We start from the raw sequence: 18,829 nt of genomic DNA on the forward strand, positions 1-18,829 counted from the left end.
CCTGGAGCCCCACTTCTGGCCATTCGCGCAGGCGGCGCCCCTCTCGGGAGCATGCTCGCAGCAAGCTCCCGACACCTGCTGGATGATTGCAAGACTATTGCGCTGTTGAGCTCTGCGATGCTTTACTCGGCAGGTGGTTGATGCAAGTGTCCGGAACCGAGCCGTTTCCGACCCAGGTTGGTATTCAAGGACCTCAAGAATCAAGATGACAAGCTTTCGCTCTCACAAGCTTTTGCATCGCATCGTGCTCGGCAACCTGCTGGTAGCGGCCTTGCTGTGCTTTGCCACCTGGCTTGGCGTGCATGCCAATTACCGCGCGGACATGGACCTGGGAGTAGCCGTCACCAGGCACCAAGCGCGCAGCCTGAGCTTGGAGCTGGCTGCAGAGGTGCGACTGGTGGACAACGCTCTGTCATCGATTGCCAGTCGTTACCGCGCACGCAGCCTTGACGGACTTTCCGCGGCCAACTTTGCCTTGTACGAAATGCTTCAGGAACAGCGTGCCCTGATTCCTTTTGTCACCGCCCTGCGCATCACAGACAGTGCTGGCGAGGTACTCATCACTCCCAGCGAAATTGATGTGCCGTTTTCAGTGGCGGAACGCGCCTATTTCGCTCAAGCCCGCGCAACGGACCGAATGGTGGTGTCCGAGCCTCTGATCAGCCACTCCTTCGGAAAATGGTCTATCGTGCTGGCAAGGCGTCTTCAGGCCGAGGGCGGCCAGTTTCAGGGCATCGTCTATGCCATTGTCGCGGCCGAACATTTTCACCAGCTATTCCAGCGCCAGTCGTTCGGCACCAGCAGCGCCATGGCATTGCGCACCGATCAGGCACTGCTGGTCGCGCGCTATCCGGCTGCAAGCCAGGATGCCGACGCAGGTATCGGCAAGGCCGCTGTCTCGTCCGAATATCACCAGGCCATCAGCCGCAACAGCGAGGAAGGCTGGTACATCACACCGACCCTGATCGATGGCGTGGAGCGCATCACGGCCTACCATCGGCTGCCCGGATATCCTCTGACGGTGTTTACCGGGCTGGGTACGGAAGCCTATATGGCCATGTGGCGCGCCTCCGCCTGGCGTGCATGGGGTCTCGCCGGCTTGTGCATTGCCCTGATTGCTTTGGGTTCGGTAGCCCTGTACCGGCTGCAGCAGCGTGAACGCCGCATCCGCAAAGAGCAGGAACTGGTCATCAACAATGACCTGATCGGCATGGCTCGCCTGCGCGAGCGCAAGATCGTCTGGACCAACCCCGCCATGCGCCGTCTGCTCAAGCAGCCAGCAGCTGCACTGCAGGGTGCATCCACGCGCATGCTTTACCCCGACGAAGCCTCTTACAGGCGTATCGGCGAAAAAGCCTATGGCTCTTTGCTGGCTCGGGGCAAATTTCACGCTCAGTTCCAGGTGCAGAATGCCGAGGGCAAGCTTTTGTGGGTGGATGCATCCGGCACACTGCTGAATGCCGAAGAGTCGCTGTGGATTCTGGTGGACATTGACGCCCTCAAGCGAGGCGAACAAGCCGCCAATCACCTTGCCAACCACGACGCTCTGACGGGTCTGGCGAACCGCCGAGCACTTGAGGAAACGCTGAACCAGGAGCTGGCAGACGGCCAGATGCTTGCAGTGTGCTTCATGGATCTGGATGGTTTCAAACAGGTCAACGACACCCAGGGTCACGACGCAGGCGATGAGGTTTTACGTGTGGTGGCTGCCCGACTGACGGCCCAGGCTCGTGCCGGCGACTGCGTTGCCCGCCTGGGCGGCGATGAGTTCGTGGTGCTGCTATCGGGCTTGCACACTCCCGGTGAGGCCATGTCTGTCATGAAGCGCTGCATGGAAGCCGTGCGCCAGCCCATTGCACTGAATGGTGGAGTGATGGTGCAAGTCGGCAGCAGCATCGGTATCTCCATCAGCACCGCAGATAGTTCCTCGGCCAACCTGATGCAGAGTGCGGACGAGGCCATGTACTCGGCCAAACATGCAGGCAAGGGACGCATTGTTCAGCATTCGGACCTCTCGCAAGACTCCGAGGCTTGAGGCCATACCCTGCGACCAGCTGCATCTGTATATGTCCAGAGCCTATGATTGACAACGCCGTCAAGGCCAAAGCAGGTCATTTTGGAGACTCGCGGCCTGGCCGCGGCCGCAGTCGGCCAAGCCCAAGGGCCAGTCACCTGCTTCCGGCCAAAGGCAAACTGCCAGGGCTTTTGCAGGCCCGCCTGCCGCATATTCATCTGGCCGACCGCAGCCAGCCCTCTCTTGCCTATTCCTGTGCTCTTGGCGGCAGCCCTGCAGCCTTGCGAATGGGCTCCAGCAAGGCGCTGAGTCCGTTGTGGTCAAGCTCCTGCATCAAGGCCAGCAACTGACCGATCTCGCCCTTGGGAAAGCCCTCGCGGGCAAACCAGTTGAGGTAGTTGCCGGGCAGATCGGCAATCAAACGGCCCTTGTACTTGCCATAAGGCATAGGCACGCGCACCAGGCGCTCCAGCATTTCGGGATTCATGGCAGTCAATCGAAATCAGATTTTGTATAAAAAACGACGCTCTTATAACCAAATAAGAAAAATGTCCTGCAGACGTCGGTACACGGCACTAGACTATGCACCTTAGTTCGCTGCGGTCCAGATGAGGCCCGGAATTTATTGCAACTTGCTGAAGAAGGTCAGAACCAATGTTGAAGAAAGCTCTCTCTGCTATCGCTATTGCCACTCTGGCGCTGTCGGCCCAGGCTGCTGACGTGCTCAAGGTGGGCGCCACGGCCGTTCCTCACGCCGAAATCCTCAATCACATCAAGCCCGCACTGAAGGCTCAGGGCATCGATCTGGAAATCAAGGAGTTCAGCGACTACGTGCAGCCCAATGCTGCCGTGGAAGACAAGCAGCTGGATGCCAACTTCTTCCAGCACCAGCCCTATCTGGACAGCTACAACAAGGACCGCAAGACCTCGCTGGTGGCCGTACCCAACGGCAAGGTTCATGTGGAGCCCTTCGGTGCCTACTCCAGCAAGATCAAGAACATCAAGGATCTGAAGAATGGCGCTACCGTGGCCATTCCCAACGACCCCTCCAACGGCGGCCGTGCACTGATTCTGCTGGCCAAGCATGGTCTGATCGAGCTCAAGGATCCCAAGAGCCTGACCCCCACTGCTCTGGACGTCGTCAAGAACCCCAAGAAGCTGAAGTTCAAGGAACTGGAAGCGCCTTTGCTGCCCCGCGCACTGGCTGATGTCGACCTGGCCCTGATCAACACCAACTACGCAATCGAAGCCAAGCTCAACCCCACCAAGGATGCCCTGTTCATCGAAGGTGCCGATTCGCCCTACACCAATATCGTGGTGGCCCGCAAGGATCGCGCCAACGGCGCCGACATTGCCAAGCTGATGAGCGCTCTGCACTCTGCAGACACCAAGAAGTTCATTCAGGAAAAGTACAAGGGCGCCGTGGTTCCCGCGTTCTGATTCGCAAAGGCCTTAGAAACGTTGGTGCCCCCCATCCTCTACAGGGGATGACGGTCGCGCTGCGAAGAGCACGGTGGGCACAGGCACCTGCTGTGGCCCCGGGGCCGGACAGAACCGGCCACCGGCCACACTTGACGACCTGAGCCAGAAAAAAGCGCTGCTTCTGCAGCGCTTTTTCTTTTGATTTGATCGCTTATAGCGCTCTACAGGCAAGGGCTTAAAGCAACTTCCACTTGAGATTTCTCAATGCGAGGGTGCAGGCACCGAGTGCAGCAAAACCGGTGTCTCGCCATCGCCGTTGACGCTTTCCAGATGCACGCCAAATCCCCACAGGCGAGCCACATGCTTGAGAACCTCCTGTGCATCTTCTGCCAGCGGCCTGCCCTGGTACTGGGTATGCCGCAGAGTAAGACTGCGGTCGCCGCGCAGATTCACACTCCAGGCCTGAATATTGGGTTCGCGCGTCCCCAGGTCGTATTGCTGAGACAGCAACTGGCGCAGTGTGCGGTAGCCATCTTCATCGTGAATGGCACTGACCAGAACATCACGTTCCTCAGGGTCATCGTGCAGAGAGAACAAACGCATGTCGCGTATCAGGTGCGGGCTCAGAAACTGGCCGACAAAGCTCTCGTCCTTGTAATTGCGCATGGCGTGGTGCAGCGCCGGCAGCCAGGGCGTACCAGCCATGTCGGGAAACCAGCGGCGATCTTCCTCGGTCGGCTTTTCGCAGATCCGCCGAATATCACGGTACATGGCAAAGCCCAGCGCATAAGGATTGATGCCGCTGAAGGCCCGGTGGCCAGCGGGCGGCTGGTAGATCACATTGGTATGCGATGACAGCCACTCCAGCATCACGCCATCGGTCAGCCAACCCTCGTCATACAGAGTGTTGAGCAATGTGTAATGCCAGAAGGTGGCCCAGCCCTCGTTCATCACCTGAGTCTGGCGCTGCGGATAGAAATACTGGGCGATCTTGCGCACGATGCGCACGATCTCTCGTTGCCAGGGTTCGAGCAAGGGAGCGTTCTTCTCGATGAAATAGAGGATGTTCTCTTCGGGCTCTCTGGGAAAGCGCTCGCTGCCTTGCGTCGTGCTGTCCTTGTCCTTGTCCCTTCGGGCAGGAAGCGTGCGCCACAGCACATTGACCTGTTGCTGCACATAGGCTTCACGTGCCTCTCTCTCGGCGCGCTCGCGCGACAGGCTTTTATGCGAGGGACGGCAATAGCGGTCCACACCAAAGTTCGACAACGCATGGCAGGAATCCAGCAACTGCTCCACGGTGTCGAAGCCATAGCGTTCCTCGCATTGCGCCACATAGTCGCGCGCATAGACGAGATAGTCGATGATGCTGCCCGCGTCGGACCACATGCGAAACAGATAATTGTTCTTGAAAAAGCTGTTGTGTCCATAGGCCGCATGCGCAATCACCAGGGCCTGCATGGCCGTGCTGTTCTCCTCCATCAGATAGCTGATGCAGGGGTTGGCATTGATGACGATCTCATAGGCCAATCCCATATGGCCTCGTCGGTAGCGGCGCTCCGTGGCCAGAAACTCCTTGCCATAGCTCCAGTGCCGGTAATTGACCGGCATGCCCACGCTGGAATAGGCATCCATCATCTGCTCGGCCGTGATGATCTCCAGCTGATTCGGATAGGTATCCAGGCCGTAGCGCTCAGCCGTGGCAGCAATCGCCGCGTGATACTGTTCGATCAGCTCGAAAGTCCAGTCGCTGGGGTCGGGCAAGGGAGACGCCGGTCGCTGGGATGCCATCAAAGGTGCCTGCGGCACATCGCGAAAGCGCGGCTCCCCCTGGGCATGCGAATTTCCGGCCTTTCTGCTGGCGCTGAGATCCAGCACGGGATAGAGATTGAGGTTCATATCGATACCCCATCCTTCTTGAAGAGATCGCGGAACACCGGGTAGATCTCGTTGGCTGCCGATACCTTGCGCATGGCGAAATGGGGGAACAGCGGTAGCAGGCGGCTGTACTCTTCCCAGAGACTCTGCTCCTCGAGCACCACTTGCAGGTAAGCGTAGTAGCGCACCAGCGGCAATATTCTTTCGGCCAGAAGGCTGTGGCATTTGCCGCCGTCGTCGCTGAAGTTGTCGCCATCGCTGGCCTGGGCGACATAGATATTCCAGTCGTTGACCGGGTAGCGGGCCCTGATGATCTGTTCGAGCAGGACCAGCGCGCTGCTGACTACCGTGCCGCCGCTTTCCGTGGAGTGAAAGAACTCGTCTTCGGTGACTTCCGCCGCCTGGGTGTGGTGGCGGATGAAAACAATCTCGATCTTGTCGTAATGCCTTGTGAGAAACAGATACAGCAGGATGAAAAAGCGCTTGGCCAGCTCCTTGCGCTCCTGATCCATGGAGCCGGACACGTCCATCACGCAGAACATCACGGCCTGGCTGCTGGGCACGGGCACCTTGCTGCGATTGCGAAAGCGCAGATCCAGTTGTTCAAGGAAAGGCACTGCGCCGATACGCTCACGCAAGGTATCGATACGGCGTTGCAGCTCGGCTACTGACTCACTGGTGCCGTCATCCTGCGCCAGCAGAGCTTCAAGCTGTTCTTCCAGTACCTTGAGCTCACGGTGCGGAGCTTTGGTCAGCGCAATGCGCCGCCCCAGGGCGCCGCGCATCGTGCGCACCAGCGCCAGATTGCTGGGCGTGCCGTCATGGCTGTAGCCGGCGCGCCTTGTCTTGTATTGCAAGGTATTGCCGATGTGGTTGCGCAGCAGGCGCGGCAGCGCCAGATCTTCAAAGAAAAGCTCCATGAACTCTTCCTTGGTCAAGGTGAAAGTGAAGTCATCCTGCCCCTCACCGCTATCGCTGGCCTGCGACCCCGAACCGCCGCCCCCACCAGGCGGCCGGGCAATGCGGTCACCGCGCACATGCTCGCGATTGCCAGGCAGCACCATATCGCGGATACCGCCCTGACCATGCCTGAAGACCGGCTCCTGAATGTCTTTTTTCGGAATGGTGATGCTTTCCGCCTGATCGATATGGCGGATGTCGCGCGCAGACACGGCTTTGCGCACCGCCTCCGCGATCTGCTCTTTGAAACGCCGCACAAACCGCTCGCGGTTGCCCACCGATTTATTCTTGCCTGCGAGCCTGCGGTCGATGATATGCAGTGCCATCTGTGCTCCCATCTCCAGGGGCTGTTCTCAACTCAACCGTCCTGTCGGTGGCCGTGCCGGGCCACCGACACCGCTGTCAGCTGCTCTTGCGCACGCGCAGATACCACTCGCAAAGCAGACGCACTTGCTTGGGCGTATAGCCCTTGGCTTCCATGCGAGTGACGAAGTCCTCATGCTTGCGCGCATCTTCGGCACTGGCCTTGGCGTTGAAGCTGATCACCGGCAGCAACTCCTCGGTGTTGGAGAACATCTTCTTCTCGATCACCACGCGCAGCTTCTCGTAACTGGTCCAGCTGGGGTTCTTGCCTTGGTTGTTGGCCCTGGCCCGCAGCACGAAGTTGACGATCTCGTTGCGGAAGTCCTTGGGGTTCGCAATGCCGGCCGGCTTTTCCACCTTCTCCAGCTCGGCATTGAGCGCATTGCGATCGAACACCTCGCCGGTATCGGTGTCGCGGTATTCGCTGTCCTGAATCCAGTAATCGGCGTAGGTGACGTAGCGGTCAAAGATATTCTGACCGTACTCGCTATAGCTCTCCAGATAGGCAGTCTGGATTTCCTTGCCGATGAACTCGGCATAGCGCTGGGACAGATATTCCTTGATGAAACCTATGTACTTGGTCTCCAGCTCGGCCGGAAATTGCTCGCGCTCGATCTGCCGCTCCAGCACATACATCAGGTGCACGGGATTGGCCGCCACTTCGGTGCTGTCGTAATTGAAGACCTTGGCCAGTATCTTGAAGGCAAAGCGGGTGGAGATGCCCTCCATGCCCTCGTCCACGCCCGCGTAGTCACGGTATTCCTGATAGCTTTTGGCGCGCGGATCAGTGTCCTTGAGACTTTCGCCGTCATAGACCTGCATCTTGCTGAAGATGCTGGAGTTCTCTGGCTCCTTGAGGCGCGTGAGCACGGAGAACTGCGCCATCATCTTGAGCGTGCCAGGCGCGCAGATGGCGTTGGCCAGCGAAGACTCCCGGATCAGCTTCTCGTAGATGCGGACTTCCTCGCTCACGCGCAGGCAGTAAGGCACCTTGACAATGTAGATACGATCGAGAAACGCCTCGTTGTTGCGGTTGTTGCGGAAGGCCTTCCATTCGCTTTCATTGCTGTGCGCCAGCACCACGCCGTCAAACGGAATCGCGCCAAAGCCTTCCGTGCCCTTGTAATTGCCTTCCTGCGTGGCCGTCAGCAGGGGGTGCAGCACCTTGATCGGAGCCTTGAACATTTCCACGAACTCCAGCAGGCCCTGATTGGCCAGGCACAAGCCGCCGGAGTAGCTGTAGGCGTCGGTGTCGTCCTGCGAAAAGTTCTCCAGCTTGCGGATGTCCACCTTGCCCACCAGGCTGGAAATATCCTGGTTGTTCTCATCGCCGGGCTCGGTCTTGGCAATGCCTATCTGCTTGAGAATGCTGGGGTAGCGTTTGACCACTCGGAACTGGCGAATGTCTCCGCCGAATTCCTCCAGCCGCTTCACGGCCCAGGGCGAGAGTACATGCTGCAGACTGCGGCGCGGAATGCCGAACTCGTCTTCCAGCACCGGGCCGTCTTCCACGGGGTCGAACAAACCCAGTGGCGACTCGTTCACAGGCGATCCCTTGAGCGCGTAGAACGGTGCCTTTTGCATCAGGTATTTGAGACGCTCTGCAATCGAACTTTTACCGCCGCCCACAGGTCCCAGCAGATAGAGAATCTGTTTGCGTTCCTCCAGGCCCTGGGCCGCATGGCGAAAGAAGCTCACCACCTGCTCGATGGCATCTTCCATGCCGTAGAACTCAGAGAATGCGGGATAGCGGCGGATGACCTTGTTGGCAAACAGACGCGACAGCACGGGATCGTTGCGGGTATCCACCATTTCGGGCTCACCGATGACGGACAGCATGCGCTGCGAGGCTCCGGCGTAGGCCATGGGATCACGCTGGCAAAGGCTAAGGTACTCGTCCAGCGACATTTCTTCTTCACGCAGGCGAACGTAGCGTGCTGCGGAATTGCTGATGACATCCATATGACCTCCCGTGGCGGCACCAGGGCTCGAATCAGTGCCGCAAAGTTGCAAGGCATTCGTTACCGTGTGCGTCCGTTGTAGCACCTCGCTCCTAATTTGAATAGACCGAGATTCCTACAAATACGCAGTAGCCACGACAGCCAAAACCGCAAACCGGATAGCGCAAAAATCGGTCAAAAAAATATGACTCGAAATGAGCATAGAAGTCTGTCCTCATGGAAGCAATAAAGCCCCCTATCTATCTGCCATCATTCAAGATTTCGACGACTAGCAAAACTGATCGGAACATCGCTTTATAGGCAATCTGGGCGGCAACAAAAAACGCTGCACAAGCAGCGTTTCGAACCATTGCAGCTACAGAAAACAGAGCTTGCCGCTTAAATTCCAAGGGTTATTCACTAGAAATATTTCGGCAAAGCATTGATGAGCAAGCGCTAGCAGCATCTCTTTTCATAGCATGGGTATTCATCCGGAAGTGGCTGCCGAAGCATCCACTGCGGGCGATTTGGTACCTGCGCGCGTCACGGCACTGCCCATGGCCGCTGCCATGATGCAGGCAATGGCGGTCCACTGCGTGGCCGTCAGGTTCTCGCTGAGCAGCAGCATGCCCATCAGTGCTGCAATGGCCGGTTCGGTCGCCAGCGCGATGCCGAAAGTGGCAGGCGGCAGACGGCGCAGAGCCAGCATTTCCAGTGAGTAAGGCAAGGCACTGGAGATGGCCGCCACCATCAACCCGAACAGCAGAATCGACGGCGTCAGCAACTTGACTCCAGCCTCTGCCACACCAAACGGCACCACCACCAACGCCGCGCACAGCAAGCCCAGGGAGACGGCCTGGCCGCTGGGGATATGGCCCAGCCTGCGCCCCAGCACGATGTAGGAGGCCCAGCAGATGGCGGCTCCGAGCGCGCAGGCAATACCCACCGGGGACAGGTTGAGGCCCGAAGCACTGCCACCCAGAGGAAGAATCAGTGCCAGGCCGACAACCGCCAGCGCCAGCCAGACAAAGTCCAAAGCGCGTCGTGAGTAGTAGATGGCCACGGCCAGCGGTCCCGAAAACTCGATGGCCACGGCCAGGCCAAACGGAATATCGCGCAGCGCCATGTAGAACATCAGATTCATGCCGCCCAGTGCCATGCCGAAAATCAGCAGAGCCTGTGCCTGCTGACGGTTGAGCGACCAGCGCCAAGGCCGCCAGACACACACCAGAATCAACGCTGCAAAGCCCACTCGCAGTGCCGATGTGCCCTGGGCACCGATCAGGGGAAACAGCTGCTTGGCCAGCGAAGTCCCCAGCCCGAGTGCAGTGACCGAGCCCAACACGGCCAACACGGGCCACCAATGATTCCAGCTGTTCTTTGACATAGGTGAGTACGATATTGCATGTCACCCGCGAAATTTGCTCGTTTTCAGCCCTGAATCTGCAAGATTCGCTCTCAACCCATCCAACACCATGCCTGCTGCCGACCTGGACTCCTTTGACCACGCGATTCTTGCCCTGCTCCAGCGTGACAACCTCATGCCGCAGCGTCTGATTGCTGAGCACATCAACCTCTCGGCCCCAGCCGTGCAGCGGCGCATCAAACGATTGCAGGAAACCGGGGTGATTGCCGCCAATGTGGCCGTGCTGGAGCCCGTCAAGGTGGGCCGCACGCTGACTGCGGTCATCACCGTGCAGCTGGTCAATGACAGGCCGGATCTGTCGCGCGGCTTCAGGGCGCGTATCGCCGACGAAGCGGCTGTGCAGCAGTGCTTCTATGTGACGGGCGAAACCGACTACATCCTGGTCGTCACGGCAACCGACATGGATGATTACCAGGCCATCTGCAAACGCCTGTTCGAAGGGGACGAAAACATTCGCCGCTACAGCACCTCGATCGCGCTGGAGCGCATCAAGACAGGTCTGCAGCTGCCGTTGTCTGCGCCATAAGGCGGTTCCGCCGTGCGACCGCCCGGCCGGAGTTGATGCAGGACGAGGTCTGCCTTTTGTCATGGAGGTTGGCACTGGCGCCACTGGAAACAAAATGCAACAATTACGTCATAAACCGGCTCAGATTCCGCACACAAACAAGAGTCCACTCTTGAGGAGACACGATGAACGCTTCTTCCGCCACCTCGCCCGATATGGCCACGCTGGTTGCCGATCGCACTCTGGACAAATATGCCAAGGACTACTTCCCCCGGCGCGAGCAAGTGACGATTGCCTTTCGTGGCGACATTGCCGAGAGGCACAACTATGACAAGATCCGCCCGCTCTCCGAAGCCCAGCGCCATGGCAGGCATATTGTGGTGATCGAGGGCCAGAGCCAGAAGACCGGAGCCACAGGCCACTACCGCATTGAATGCAATAGCTGGAACCTCATCGAAGCCGTGGGTCTGTGGGAACAAGCCGCAGAGGCTTGAAACCCGATGTGGGGGTGTGAAAGAGCCTGCAATGAATGGCGCTGGCGCAACTTGAGACTCAAATCTCCATTCCCAAAGCGCTGTTTGCCACCCACCAGGCCAGACACAGCATCATCACACCGGTGATACCGTCCATGACGCGCCAGGCACCGGGGTTGGCAAACAAGTGCTTGAGACGGCGCCCCGCCATCGCCAGCAGCACAAACCAGAGGCAGCTGGCCGAGGCTGCCCCCATCACGTAGGACCAGCGGCCCGCACCCTCCTGCTGGGCGCCAATCGAGCCCATCAGCAACACCGTATCCAGGTACACATGAGGATTGAGCAAAGTGATGGCTGCCAGCGCAGCCAGCACGCTCATCATTCCGCGTGGTGCAGCCCTGCGCTCGCCGGCCTCCATGGCGGCATCCGGGGCCAGCCACATGCGCCGCAAGGCGAAAAGGCCATAGGCCAGCAAGAATGCGGCGCCACCCAGCGTCAGATACTGGGCCAATGCCGGATAGCTGGCCAGCATCTGCGCCATGCCGGCCACCCCCAGCGCAACCAGCAGCCCGTCGCTGAGCACACACAGAGCCACGCAGGCCTTCACATGTTCGCCATGCACTGCCTGTCGCAGCACATACAGGTTCTGGGCACCTATGGAAACGATGAGCGAAGCACACACCGTAAAGCCTGCAATCCAGGCGGAATAGAAATTAGTTGTCATGTCCATGAGTCGCTGACTCCTCCAAACCGGCCCGGATTCTTGCTCTGCGAAGCAATTAAGTAAAATTACATTTACTCAATTCAATGAAGAATTTCTAATGTTGGACTACGCGGGACTGGAAGCGCTTGCCGCTGTATTGCGCGAGGGAAGCTTCGAGCGTGCGGCGCGCAAGCTGCATGTCACCCCCTCCGCCATCTCCCAGCGCATCAAGCTGCTCGAGGAACGCGTGGGGCAGGTGTTGGTGCTGCGCGGCACGCCTTGCACCGGCACGGAGGCCGGCCGACGCCTGTGCCTGCATGTGGAGCAGGTGGCGCTGCTGGAAAACGATTTGCGACGCAAGAACCCCGAGCTGGTCCCCGAAGGACAGACCGCCCTGCCCACGCTGAAGCTGGCGGTCAATGCCGACTCCCTGTCGACCTGGTTCATAGATGCCATGGCGGCCTTCACGCAGGATGGCAACGAGCTGCTGGACATCAGCATTGACGACCAGGACCACACGGCCAAACGCATCAAGGAAGGCGAAGTCATGGCCGCCGTCACGGCCACGGGCTCGGCGATTGCAGGCTGCAACACCTGGCCGCTGGGCCGCATGCGCTATATCGCCGTGGCCAGCCCGGAGTTTGTGCAGCGCCACCTGGCCCAGGCCGAGTCGGATCGGGAGCTGGCCCAGATGCTGGCCAAGGCGCCAATGATGTACTACGGCCGCAAGGACAGCCTGCAGGACCAATGGCTGCACGGCCTGGGGCTGGACGGACGGCGCAACAATGCGCGTCACTTTCTGCCCTCCAACCAGGGCTACACACGTGCCGTGGAACTGGGCATGGGCTGGGGCATGCACCCGGCCCAGCTGATCACCCCGCAGCTGGCCAGTGGCGATTTGACGGAACTGCTCCCGGGCAGAGATCTCCACATCCCCATGTACTGGGCCCATACCCGCAATGCCCAGGCCAGCCTGCAACGCCTGACCGACTGCATCATCCATGCCGCAGCTGCCTGGCTGGAGCCCATGAAGGACTAGCTCAGTCTGCTGAAGACTTTTTCAGGCCGTAATAGAACACCCAGGCAGCCGCCAGGTAGAGAAAGGGATAAAGCGCCAGATAAGGCACCAGATGCAGATAGGCCGACCATCGGTCGGCCGCGAAAAAGCTTGCATACACCAAGGCCGCAAGCAATGCCCCGCTACCTGCCAGCAGGCCGGCATAGGCCAGCAAGGTGGTCAGACGCAAGACCGGCCTGCCGCGCTCGACCAGCAGCAACCGGCCCGAACACAGCTGCACGGGAATCTGATAGAGGCGAGCAAGTGCCATCAGAAAGACGATGGGCACCAGGATCAGAGGCAGGAAAAACATGTCTCGCAGCGCAATCAGGGGCGATGCTCGGACTCCACATGGCGCACGGCCGCCCTGGCCTGGGTGAGCATATGAAAGTCCAGAATGCGTGTCGCCATGATGGTCTCCCAGAGGAAGCAGCACAGCGCCAGCACAAAGGCCAGCACCCCCAGCAGAAAGCTGAAAACGGCATAGCCGTGGCCGCTGACGCCGTAGGCCTGGCCCACGAACAGCAGCACGATGGTCAGCCCTATGCACATGCCGCACAGCGTCAGCAGCGCGATGGAGACGTTGGCCAGCCGCCCGCGCTCGCGCAGAAAATGCAGCTCCTTGAGATGGCGGGCGATCAGGTCGTGATCGTCCAGGGTGCGCAGGCTTTCCTCCAGCTTGCGGGCCCGGTCAATGATGCGGGCCAGCCGCCCCGCTACGGAGCCAATCATGCCGGCCACGGCAGTCAGAAAAAAAAACCGGCGCAACAGCGAGCTGAATGCTGTGGGTGACGGTCTGTGCGTCGATGGACCAGATGCTCATGGTGTCCTCAAAATCAGGGGGCTGTCTCAGCCTCTATTTTTATGCACAAATATCAGCTCAGTTTTGACTGCGGCCACTCAAAAGCAGTCGCCACCGACATTTCAGGCGGCTGCAGCCTGTTTGGGCATCGGATATCGATCGCAGACGGTGTCGACACAGGGCATGAACTCTGTGCCTTGCAGCACCGGCGTCGCGCTGAACGCGATGGCCACCCCGTCTCTGCGCCTCGACGCCTCAAAGGAATCACCCAGATCTCCCAGACGATGTCTGGATGCGCTGCTATATAATTTTTCAGCGAAACAAGTCACGGCATTGCGATGCCGCAGGCTTTTTTCCCCATGCAACAGGTGCCCGGTACTTCATCGGGTTAAACGGGAACAAGGTTCAAAGCCTTGGCTGCCCCCGCAACGGTAAGCAGATCGAATCACTTCATGGCTTTTGCGCTTGCACAAGCCCGCCACTGATGTTCTACGTGGCCTCTTCGGAGGTGCGCGGGAACGCCGGGAAGGCGAAGTGACATGCCTCGCGCAATCTGCCAGCCCGGATACCGGCCTGTTGAGCGCTGACCGCCCGGGCCCAGTTCCGGCAGTCGGCATGTGCAACGAGCGTCTGCGGGGAGCAGCGTGACGGCAACAGGCTGCGAGGCCCGCCCTCCGCCCGATCTCGTCACCAGCATGCAGACCCTCTGCCCTGGCTGATGACAATGAGACACCTCGCACAGGCTTTCGCCTCCCGCTTTGGGCCTGCCGGCACCATGCCCGCCTGGCTTCAGCCATGACCCAGCCGTTGACACAGATGTTCGTCCAGCAACGCCATCAGCTGAAGCTGTGGCTGGCCGTGTTGACGGCAGTGCTGCTGCTGTCTCTGACTCTGGCCATCACCCTGGGGCCGGTACGGATCGCCCCCGGGCAAGCCTGGCAAATCACGGCTTACGAGCTGGGTCAGCGCCTGGGCCTGGACTGGCCTTCCGGCAGCTGGAGCAGCGCCCAGTACCAGATTGTCTGGCGCGTGCGCCTGCCGCGCGTATTGCTAGCAGCCCTGACCGGCGCAGGCCTTGCGCTGGTGGGCGTTGCCATGCAGGCCATGGTGCGCAATCCGCTGGCCGACCCCTATCTGCTGGGCGTTTCATCCGGTGCGTCGGTGGGGGCAGTGAGCGTGCTGGCCTTCGGCGCACTGGCATTTGCCGGCGAACTGGCCTTACCGCTGGGCGCTTTCAGCGGTGCGCTGCTGGCCTGTGTGGCCGTGTATTTCCTGGCCCATGCCAATGGACGACTGCAGGCATCGCGACTCATTCTGGGCGGCGTGGCCATTGCCTACTGCCTGGGCGGCGTCACCAGTCTGATTGTGCTGACGGCCGATCAGCGCGAGCTGGCCAATTCCGTGCTCACCTGGACCTTGGGCAGCCTGGCTGGAACCCGCTGGCAGGAGCTGGGCCTGCCGGCCGCCCTGCTGGCTGCGGGCGTGGCCCTGCTGCTGGCACAGGCCCGCTCGCTCAATGCGCTGCTGGCAGGCGAAGAAACCGCGACCACGCTGGGGGTGGATACCACCCGCACCAGGCGCTGGCTATTCGTTCTGGTCTCGATGGTAACGGGCGTGCTGGTGGCACTGACGGGTCCGATCGGCTTTGTCGGCCTCATCGTGCCCCATGTCGCCCGCATGCTGGTCGGCTCCGAGCACCGGTGCGTGCTGCCTGTGGCCGCGCTCACAGGCGCCATCTTTCTGATCTGGGTCGATGTGTTCTCGCGCATCAGCTTTGCCCCCGCCGAAGTACCCGTGGGTGTCATCACCTCGTTGCTGGGTGGCCCCTTCTTTGTCTGGATGCTTTGCCGCAAGAGCGTGCGGGAAAAGGGTAATCCGTGAGTTCCGCACCCAGCTCTTCCTGCCTGCTGGAGGCCAGCGGCCTGCATTGGCAGACGGCTGCCGCATCCATAGTCAAGGACATCAGCCTGCATATCCGGCATGGCGAACTGGTCGGCTTGCTCGGCCCCAACGGCAGCGGCAAGTCCACCCTGCTGCGCATGATCTACCGCATGCTCAGGCCTGCCAGCGGCGCGGTCTGCATAGACGGACAGGACATCTGGCAGCGCAGCGCCCGCGACAATGCCCGCGCCATGGCAGTGCTGACCCAGGAAAACGCTAGCGAGTTCGATCTGCGCGTCTGCGATGTGGTGCTCATGGGCCGCACGCCGCACCAGAGCTCTTTCGCCCGGGACAGCGAGCAGGACTTCCGCATCGTCGCCCAGTCCCTGGCTCAGGTCCATGCCCAGTCGCTGGCACAGCGCATGTTCTCCACCCTGTCAGGGGGCGAAAAGCAGCGCGTGCTCATGGCCAGGGCACTGGCCCAGCAGACCAGGCTGCTGGTGCTGGACGAGCCCACCAACCACCTGGATGTACGCCACCAGTTCGAGCTGATGAACCTGATCCGCAGCCTGGACCTGACCACGCTGGCCGCGCTGCACGAGCTGCCACTGGCTGCCCATTACTGCGACCGCCTGTACCTGCTCAAGGCAGGAGAGCTGGTGGCACAGGGCACACCGGCCCAGGTGCTGACCGCTCAGACCATTGCCGAAGTCTACGGCGTACGTGCCCAGGTACGCCTGAGCGAGCGCAGCGGCAGACCGCTGATCGAGTTCATGCCGGACGAGTTGCTCTAAATCCCTGCGCGTTTCGCCCGGGGACTGATAAACTCTCGCGGCGCCTTGATGGCGCTTCGTTTCGGAAGGTGCTCGCTTGAACGCGAGTGAAACGGGAACAAGGTCTGATCGCAAGCTCAGGAAGCCTTGGCTGCCCCCGCAACGGTAAACAGGTCAACACACTCATGCGAGCGCATCGGCGCTCGCAGCCACTGGACATGATCCGGCCCCTCGCCTCGCGACGGTCTGCATCTTTCGGGAAGGCGAGTCGTGAATTCAGCGATGAATTGCCTGTGAGCCCGGAGACCGGCCTGCCGATGACTCAACTCCGCCCCTCGGGGCGGTATTTACGAAAACTGTCTGCGGGGTGCGGATAGCGGCCAGAAAGTGGATTGCGTCATGCCTGAAAAAGGCGGACCTGTCTGCGGCACAGCTATCCCTTCAGGCAGTTTCGGCCTCGTGATATGTGCTCTCATCCACAAACCTCTGCTGCTTTTCATTCCGTCCTCAACTCCAAGTCTCACCTGCGCCATCTAGGCAGCACCGCACTCAAGCTGCTCTTGCTCTGCCCGGTCGTAGGCATGGCCCAGCAGTCCCTGCCCGAAGTCACGGTGCGGGAAAACCGTCTGCACTCGCATGAGTTGCAGACCAGCCAGCCGGCAACCACAGCGTCCCATGTGGACGTACCCGTGCTGGACCTTCCGGCCAGTGTCAGCGGCGTGTCTTCGCTGCAGATCGACGAGCGTGCTGACTACCGGGTCTCCGACGCCGTCACTCGCACCGTGGGCCTGAGCGCCTCGGGCGCCCCTGGCAACGGCGGGCTGTCTTTTTCAAGTCGCGGTTTCAGTGGAGTGAACTCCATCGGCATTGCAGAGGACGGCATCATGCTGGGCGTGGCCTCGGGCACCGTCAACTATCCGGGCGACAGCTGGGGCTATGAGCGCATCGAAGTGCTGCGCGGCCCCGCATCGCTGATGTATGGCAGCGGCACCACAGGTGCCACCATGAATGCCATCCGCAAGCAGCCCAGCCGCGAACGCTCCACCGAAGTGCTGCTGGGAGCAGGCAGCCACGGCAAGGCCTATGCCGGCATCGGCGCCAGTGGCGCACTGGGCGAGACCCTGAGTTACCGACTCGATGCCTATGGCGACCGCACCGACGGCGAGCGCGAGCTGGGCAAGGCCAGCAGCGGCAAGCTGATGAGCGCGCTGCGCTGGACTCCGCGCAATGATCTGACCGTGGACCTCAGTGCCGACATCAGCCAGCAAAAGCCCGAGCGCTATTTCGGCTCGCCCGTGATCGACGGGCAGATCGTCAAGGAACTGCGCAACAAGAACTACAACGTGCTCGATGCCATCGACCAGTTCAAGGACCAGCGCTTCCGTGCCAAGGCCCAGTGGCGTGCCAGCGACACGCTGACGGTGCGCAACGAGCTCTATCACTTCAAGTCCGATCGCCACTGGAAGAATATCGAGGCCTACGACTACCAGCCTGCCACCGGTCAGGTGGGGCGATCCGACTATCTGGAAATCGGCCACGATGTGCAGCAGACGGGCAATCGCATGGGGCTGGACCTCAAGGCCGCCAGCCACCAGATCGCCATGGGCTGGGACATCTCCAACGCCCAGTTCACCAGCAGCAGCAACTCGCCCTACACCGGTCAGTCCACGGTTTCGGCCTTCAACCCGCAGCATGGCTACTGGGACAGCCCTGACGCCTATCTGCCGCGCATGAACTCCAGCATCCGCCAAAATGCGCTGTATCTCGAAGATGCCTGGAAGATCAGCGAGCAATGGCTGCTGATGGCCGGCATGCGCCGCGACTGGTATGCCTTCTCTCGCAACAATATTCAGGACGGATCGGGCTTTGACAAGCCGCTGAACGGCACCTCCTGGCGCCTGGGCCTTACCCACAAGTTCGATGCGCTCAACAGCGCATATGTGCAGACCAGCACCGGCCATGACCCCGTCACCAGCCTGCTGTCGATTGCCCAATCGCAATCGGGCTTCAGCCTGAGCCAGGGCCGCCAGGTCGAAGTCGGCTACAAGCAGCAACTGGCCGATGGACGTGGCGAATGGACCGTGGCGGCCTATCGTATCGTCAAGGACGACATCATCACCCGCGACCCCGATCGTCCGGCACTATCGGTTCAGGGCGGCAAGCAGTCGTCCAGGGGGCTGGAGCTGACCGGCCTCATCCATGCCAGCAAGACACTGCGCTTCGAAGGCAATCTGTCCTATGTGGATGCAAAGTTCGATCGTCTGCTCGAAGGCGGCAAGGGTGTGGACCGTGCAGGCAACCGCCCCAGCAACGTTCCGCGCGTGACGGCCAACCTATGGGGCCACTACCGCACCGGCCCATGGCAGGCTTCGCTGGGCCTGCGCCACGTGGGCGACCGCTTTTCCGACAACGCCAACACCACCCGCCTGCCCTCTTATGTAGTGACCGATGCCGTGCTGAGCTGGGATATGAACCCGCGCACCACGCTGCGTCTGGTGGGCCGCAACCTGACCAACCGCCTCTACGCCACATCGGCCCAAAGCAGCAATCAATGGCTGCTGGGACGCGGACGCAGCGTGGAGCTGTCGGCTCTGATGCGCTTCTGATGTTGCCCAGGCCTGTTGCCATGCAAGCT

Annotated in this window: 15 protein-coding genes, 1 pseudogene and 2 riboswitches; of the genes and pseudogenes, 8 read left to right on the top strand and 8 right to left on the bottom strand. The window is 60.5% G+C overall.

The window, feature by feature from the left end; genetic code table 11:
* The first annotated feature begins 205 nt into the window (after window positions 1-205).
* A complete protein-coding gene (locus tag V8Z78_RS02100) occupies window positions 206-2,035 on the top strand; it encodes a sensor domain-containing diguanylate cyclase (protein WP_012838052.1) in 1,830 nt (609 codons plus the stop codon).
* 226 nt (window positions 2,036-2,261) lie between these two features.
* Here the strand turns inward: V8Z78_RS02100 and V8Z78_RS02105 are convergent, their stop codons facing one another.
* Window positions 2,262-2,501, bottom strand: coding sequence for a DUF3820 family protein (locus tag V8Z78_RS02105; protein WP_003062948.1), 240 nt, complete (start codon window positions 2,499-2,501; stop codon window positions 2,262-2,264).
* 167 nt (window positions 2,502-2,668) lie between these two features.
* Between V8Z78_RS02105 and V8Z78_RS02110 the strand changes: the two genes are divergently transcribed.
* Window positions 2,669-3,454, top strand: a complete 786-nt coding sequence (locus tag V8Z78_RS02110) for a MetQ/NlpA family ABC transporter substrate-binding protein (protein ID WP_003055852.1) — start codon at window positions 2,669-2,671, stop codon at window positions 3,452-3,454.
* 243 nt (window positions 3,455-3,697) lie between these two features.
* Here V8Z78_RS02110 and V8Z78_RS02115 read toward each other — a convergent pair whose 3' ends face one another.
* From V8Z78_RS02115 to V8Z78_RS02130, 4 genes are all read right to left on the bottom strand, one after another.
* Complete coding sequence (locus tag V8Z78_RS02115; protein WP_003062951.1) at window positions 3,698-5,332, bottom strand: SpoVR family protein; 1,635 nt, start codon at window positions 5,330-5,332, stop codon at window positions 3,698-3,700.
* Complete coding sequence (locus tag V8Z78_RS02120; protein ID WP_003062953.1) at window positions 5,329-6,597, bottom strand: YeaH/YhbH family protein; 1,269 nt, start codon at window positions 6,595-6,597, stop codon at window positions 5,329-5,331. The genes V8Z78_RS02115 and V8Z78_RS02120 overlap by 4 nt, the downstream gene beginning before the upstream one ends.
* A gap of 76 nt (window positions 6,598-6,673) precedes the next feature.
* On the bottom strand, window positions 6,674-8,596 hold the full coding sequence (locus tag V8Z78_RS02125; RefSeq protein WP_003062956.1) for a PrkA family serine protein kinase: 1,923 nt from the start codon (window positions 8,594-8,596) through the stop codon (window positions 6,674-6,676).
* 465 nt (window positions 8,597-9,061) lie between these two features.
* Window positions 9,062-9,961, bottom strand: coding sequence for an EamA family transporter (locus tag V8Z78_RS02130; RefSeq protein ID WP_046461946.1), 900 nt, complete (start codon window positions 9,959-9,961; stop codon window positions 9,062-9,064).
* Between the two features lie 88 nt (window positions 9,962-10,049).
* Here V8Z78_RS02130 and V8Z78_RS02135 point away from each other — a divergent pair, with 88 nt between their 5' ends.
* Window positions 10,050-10,526 carry an Lrp/AsnC family transcriptional regulator gene (locus tag V8Z78_RS02135; RefSeq protein WP_003062959.1) on the top strand — a complete coding sequence of 159 codons (477 nt, stop codon included), beginning with the start codon at window positions 10,050-10,052 and terminating at the stop codon, window positions 10,524-10,526.
* A gap of 164 nt (window positions 10,527-10,690) precedes the next feature.
* Window positions 10,691-10,999, top strand: coding sequence for a hypothetical protein (locus tag V8Z78_RS02140; protein ID WP_003062961.1), 309 nt, complete (start codon window positions 10,691-10,693; stop codon window positions 10,997-10,999).
* 58 nt (window positions 11,000-11,057) lie between these two features.
* On the opposite strand, the gene V8Z78_RS02145 is transcribed toward V8Z78_RS02140, so the two are convergent.
* On the bottom strand, window positions 11,058-11,708 hold the full coding sequence (locus V8Z78_RS02145; RefSeq protein WP_003062963.1) for a LysE/ArgO family amino acid transporter: 651 nt from the start codon (window positions 11,706-11,708) through the stop codon (window positions 11,058-11,060).
* 91 nt (window positions 11,709-11,799) lie between these two features.
* On the opposite strand from V8Z78_RS02145, the gene V8Z78_RS02150 reads away from it, so the two are divergent.
* The gene (locus tag V8Z78_RS02150) at window positions 11,800-12,720 is read left to right on the top strand and encodes an HTH-type transcriptional regulator ArgP (protein WP_349730818.1); all 921 of its coding nucleotides are present in this window, start codon (window positions 11,800-11,802) and stop codon (window positions 12,718-12,720) included.
* Window position 12,721: 1 nt separating this feature from the next.
* Here the strand turns inward: V8Z78_RS02150 and V8Z78_RS02155 are convergent, their stop codons facing one another.
* A complete protein-coding gene (locus V8Z78_RS02155) occupies window positions 12,722-13,051 on the bottom strand; it encodes a hypothetical protein (RefSeq protein WP_046461945.1) in 330 nt (109 codons plus the stop codon).
* 14 nt (window positions 13,052-13,065) lie between these two features.
* Window positions 13,066-13,561, bottom strand: a pseudogene (locus V8Z78_RS02160) (DUF2721 domain-containing protein).
* A 328-nt stretch (window positions 13,562-13,889) separates the two neighbouring features.
* Window positions 13,890-14,131, top strand: a riboswitch (cobalamin riboswitch).
* Window positions 14,132-14,356: 225 nt separating this feature from the next.
* On the opposite strand from V8Z78_RS02160, the gene V8Z78_RS02165 reads away from it, so the two are divergent.
* The 3 genes from V8Z78_RS02165 (at window position 14,357) to V8Z78_RS02175 (ending at window position 18,800) form a co-directional block, all read left to right on the top strand.
* Window positions 14,357-15,421, top strand: coding sequence for a FecCD family ABC transporter permease (locus V8Z78_RS02165; protein WP_314352908.1), 1,065 nt, complete (start codon window positions 14,357-14,359; stop codon window positions 15,419-15,421).
* On the top strand, window positions 15,418-16,215 hold the full coding sequence (locus tag V8Z78_RS02170; RefSeq protein WP_052951092.1) for an ABC transporter ATP-binding protein: 798 nt from the start codon (window positions 15,418-15,420) through the stop codon (window positions 16,213-16,215). The genes V8Z78_RS02165 and V8Z78_RS02170 overlap by 4 nt, the downstream gene beginning before the upstream one ends.
* Window positions 16,216-16,264: 49 nt before the next feature.
* Window positions 16,265-16,523: riboswitch (cobalamin riboswitch) on the top strand.
* A gap of 252 nt (window positions 16,524-16,775) precedes the next feature.
* Window positions 16,776-18,800: a TonB-dependent receptor gene (locus tag V8Z78_RS02175; protein ID WP_255443165.1), complete on the top strand. Its 2,025-nt coding sequence runs from the start codon at window positions 16,776-16,778 to the stop codon at window positions 18,798-18,800.
* Window positions 18,801-18,829 lie beyond the last annotated feature (29 nt).

The sequence above is a fragment of the Comamonas sp. wu1-DMT genome, assembly GCF_040187805.1.
GTDB classification, from domain to species: domain Bacteria; phylum Pseudomonadota; class Gammaproteobacteria; order Burkholderiales; family Burkholderiaceae_C; genus Comamonas; species Comamonas thiooxydans.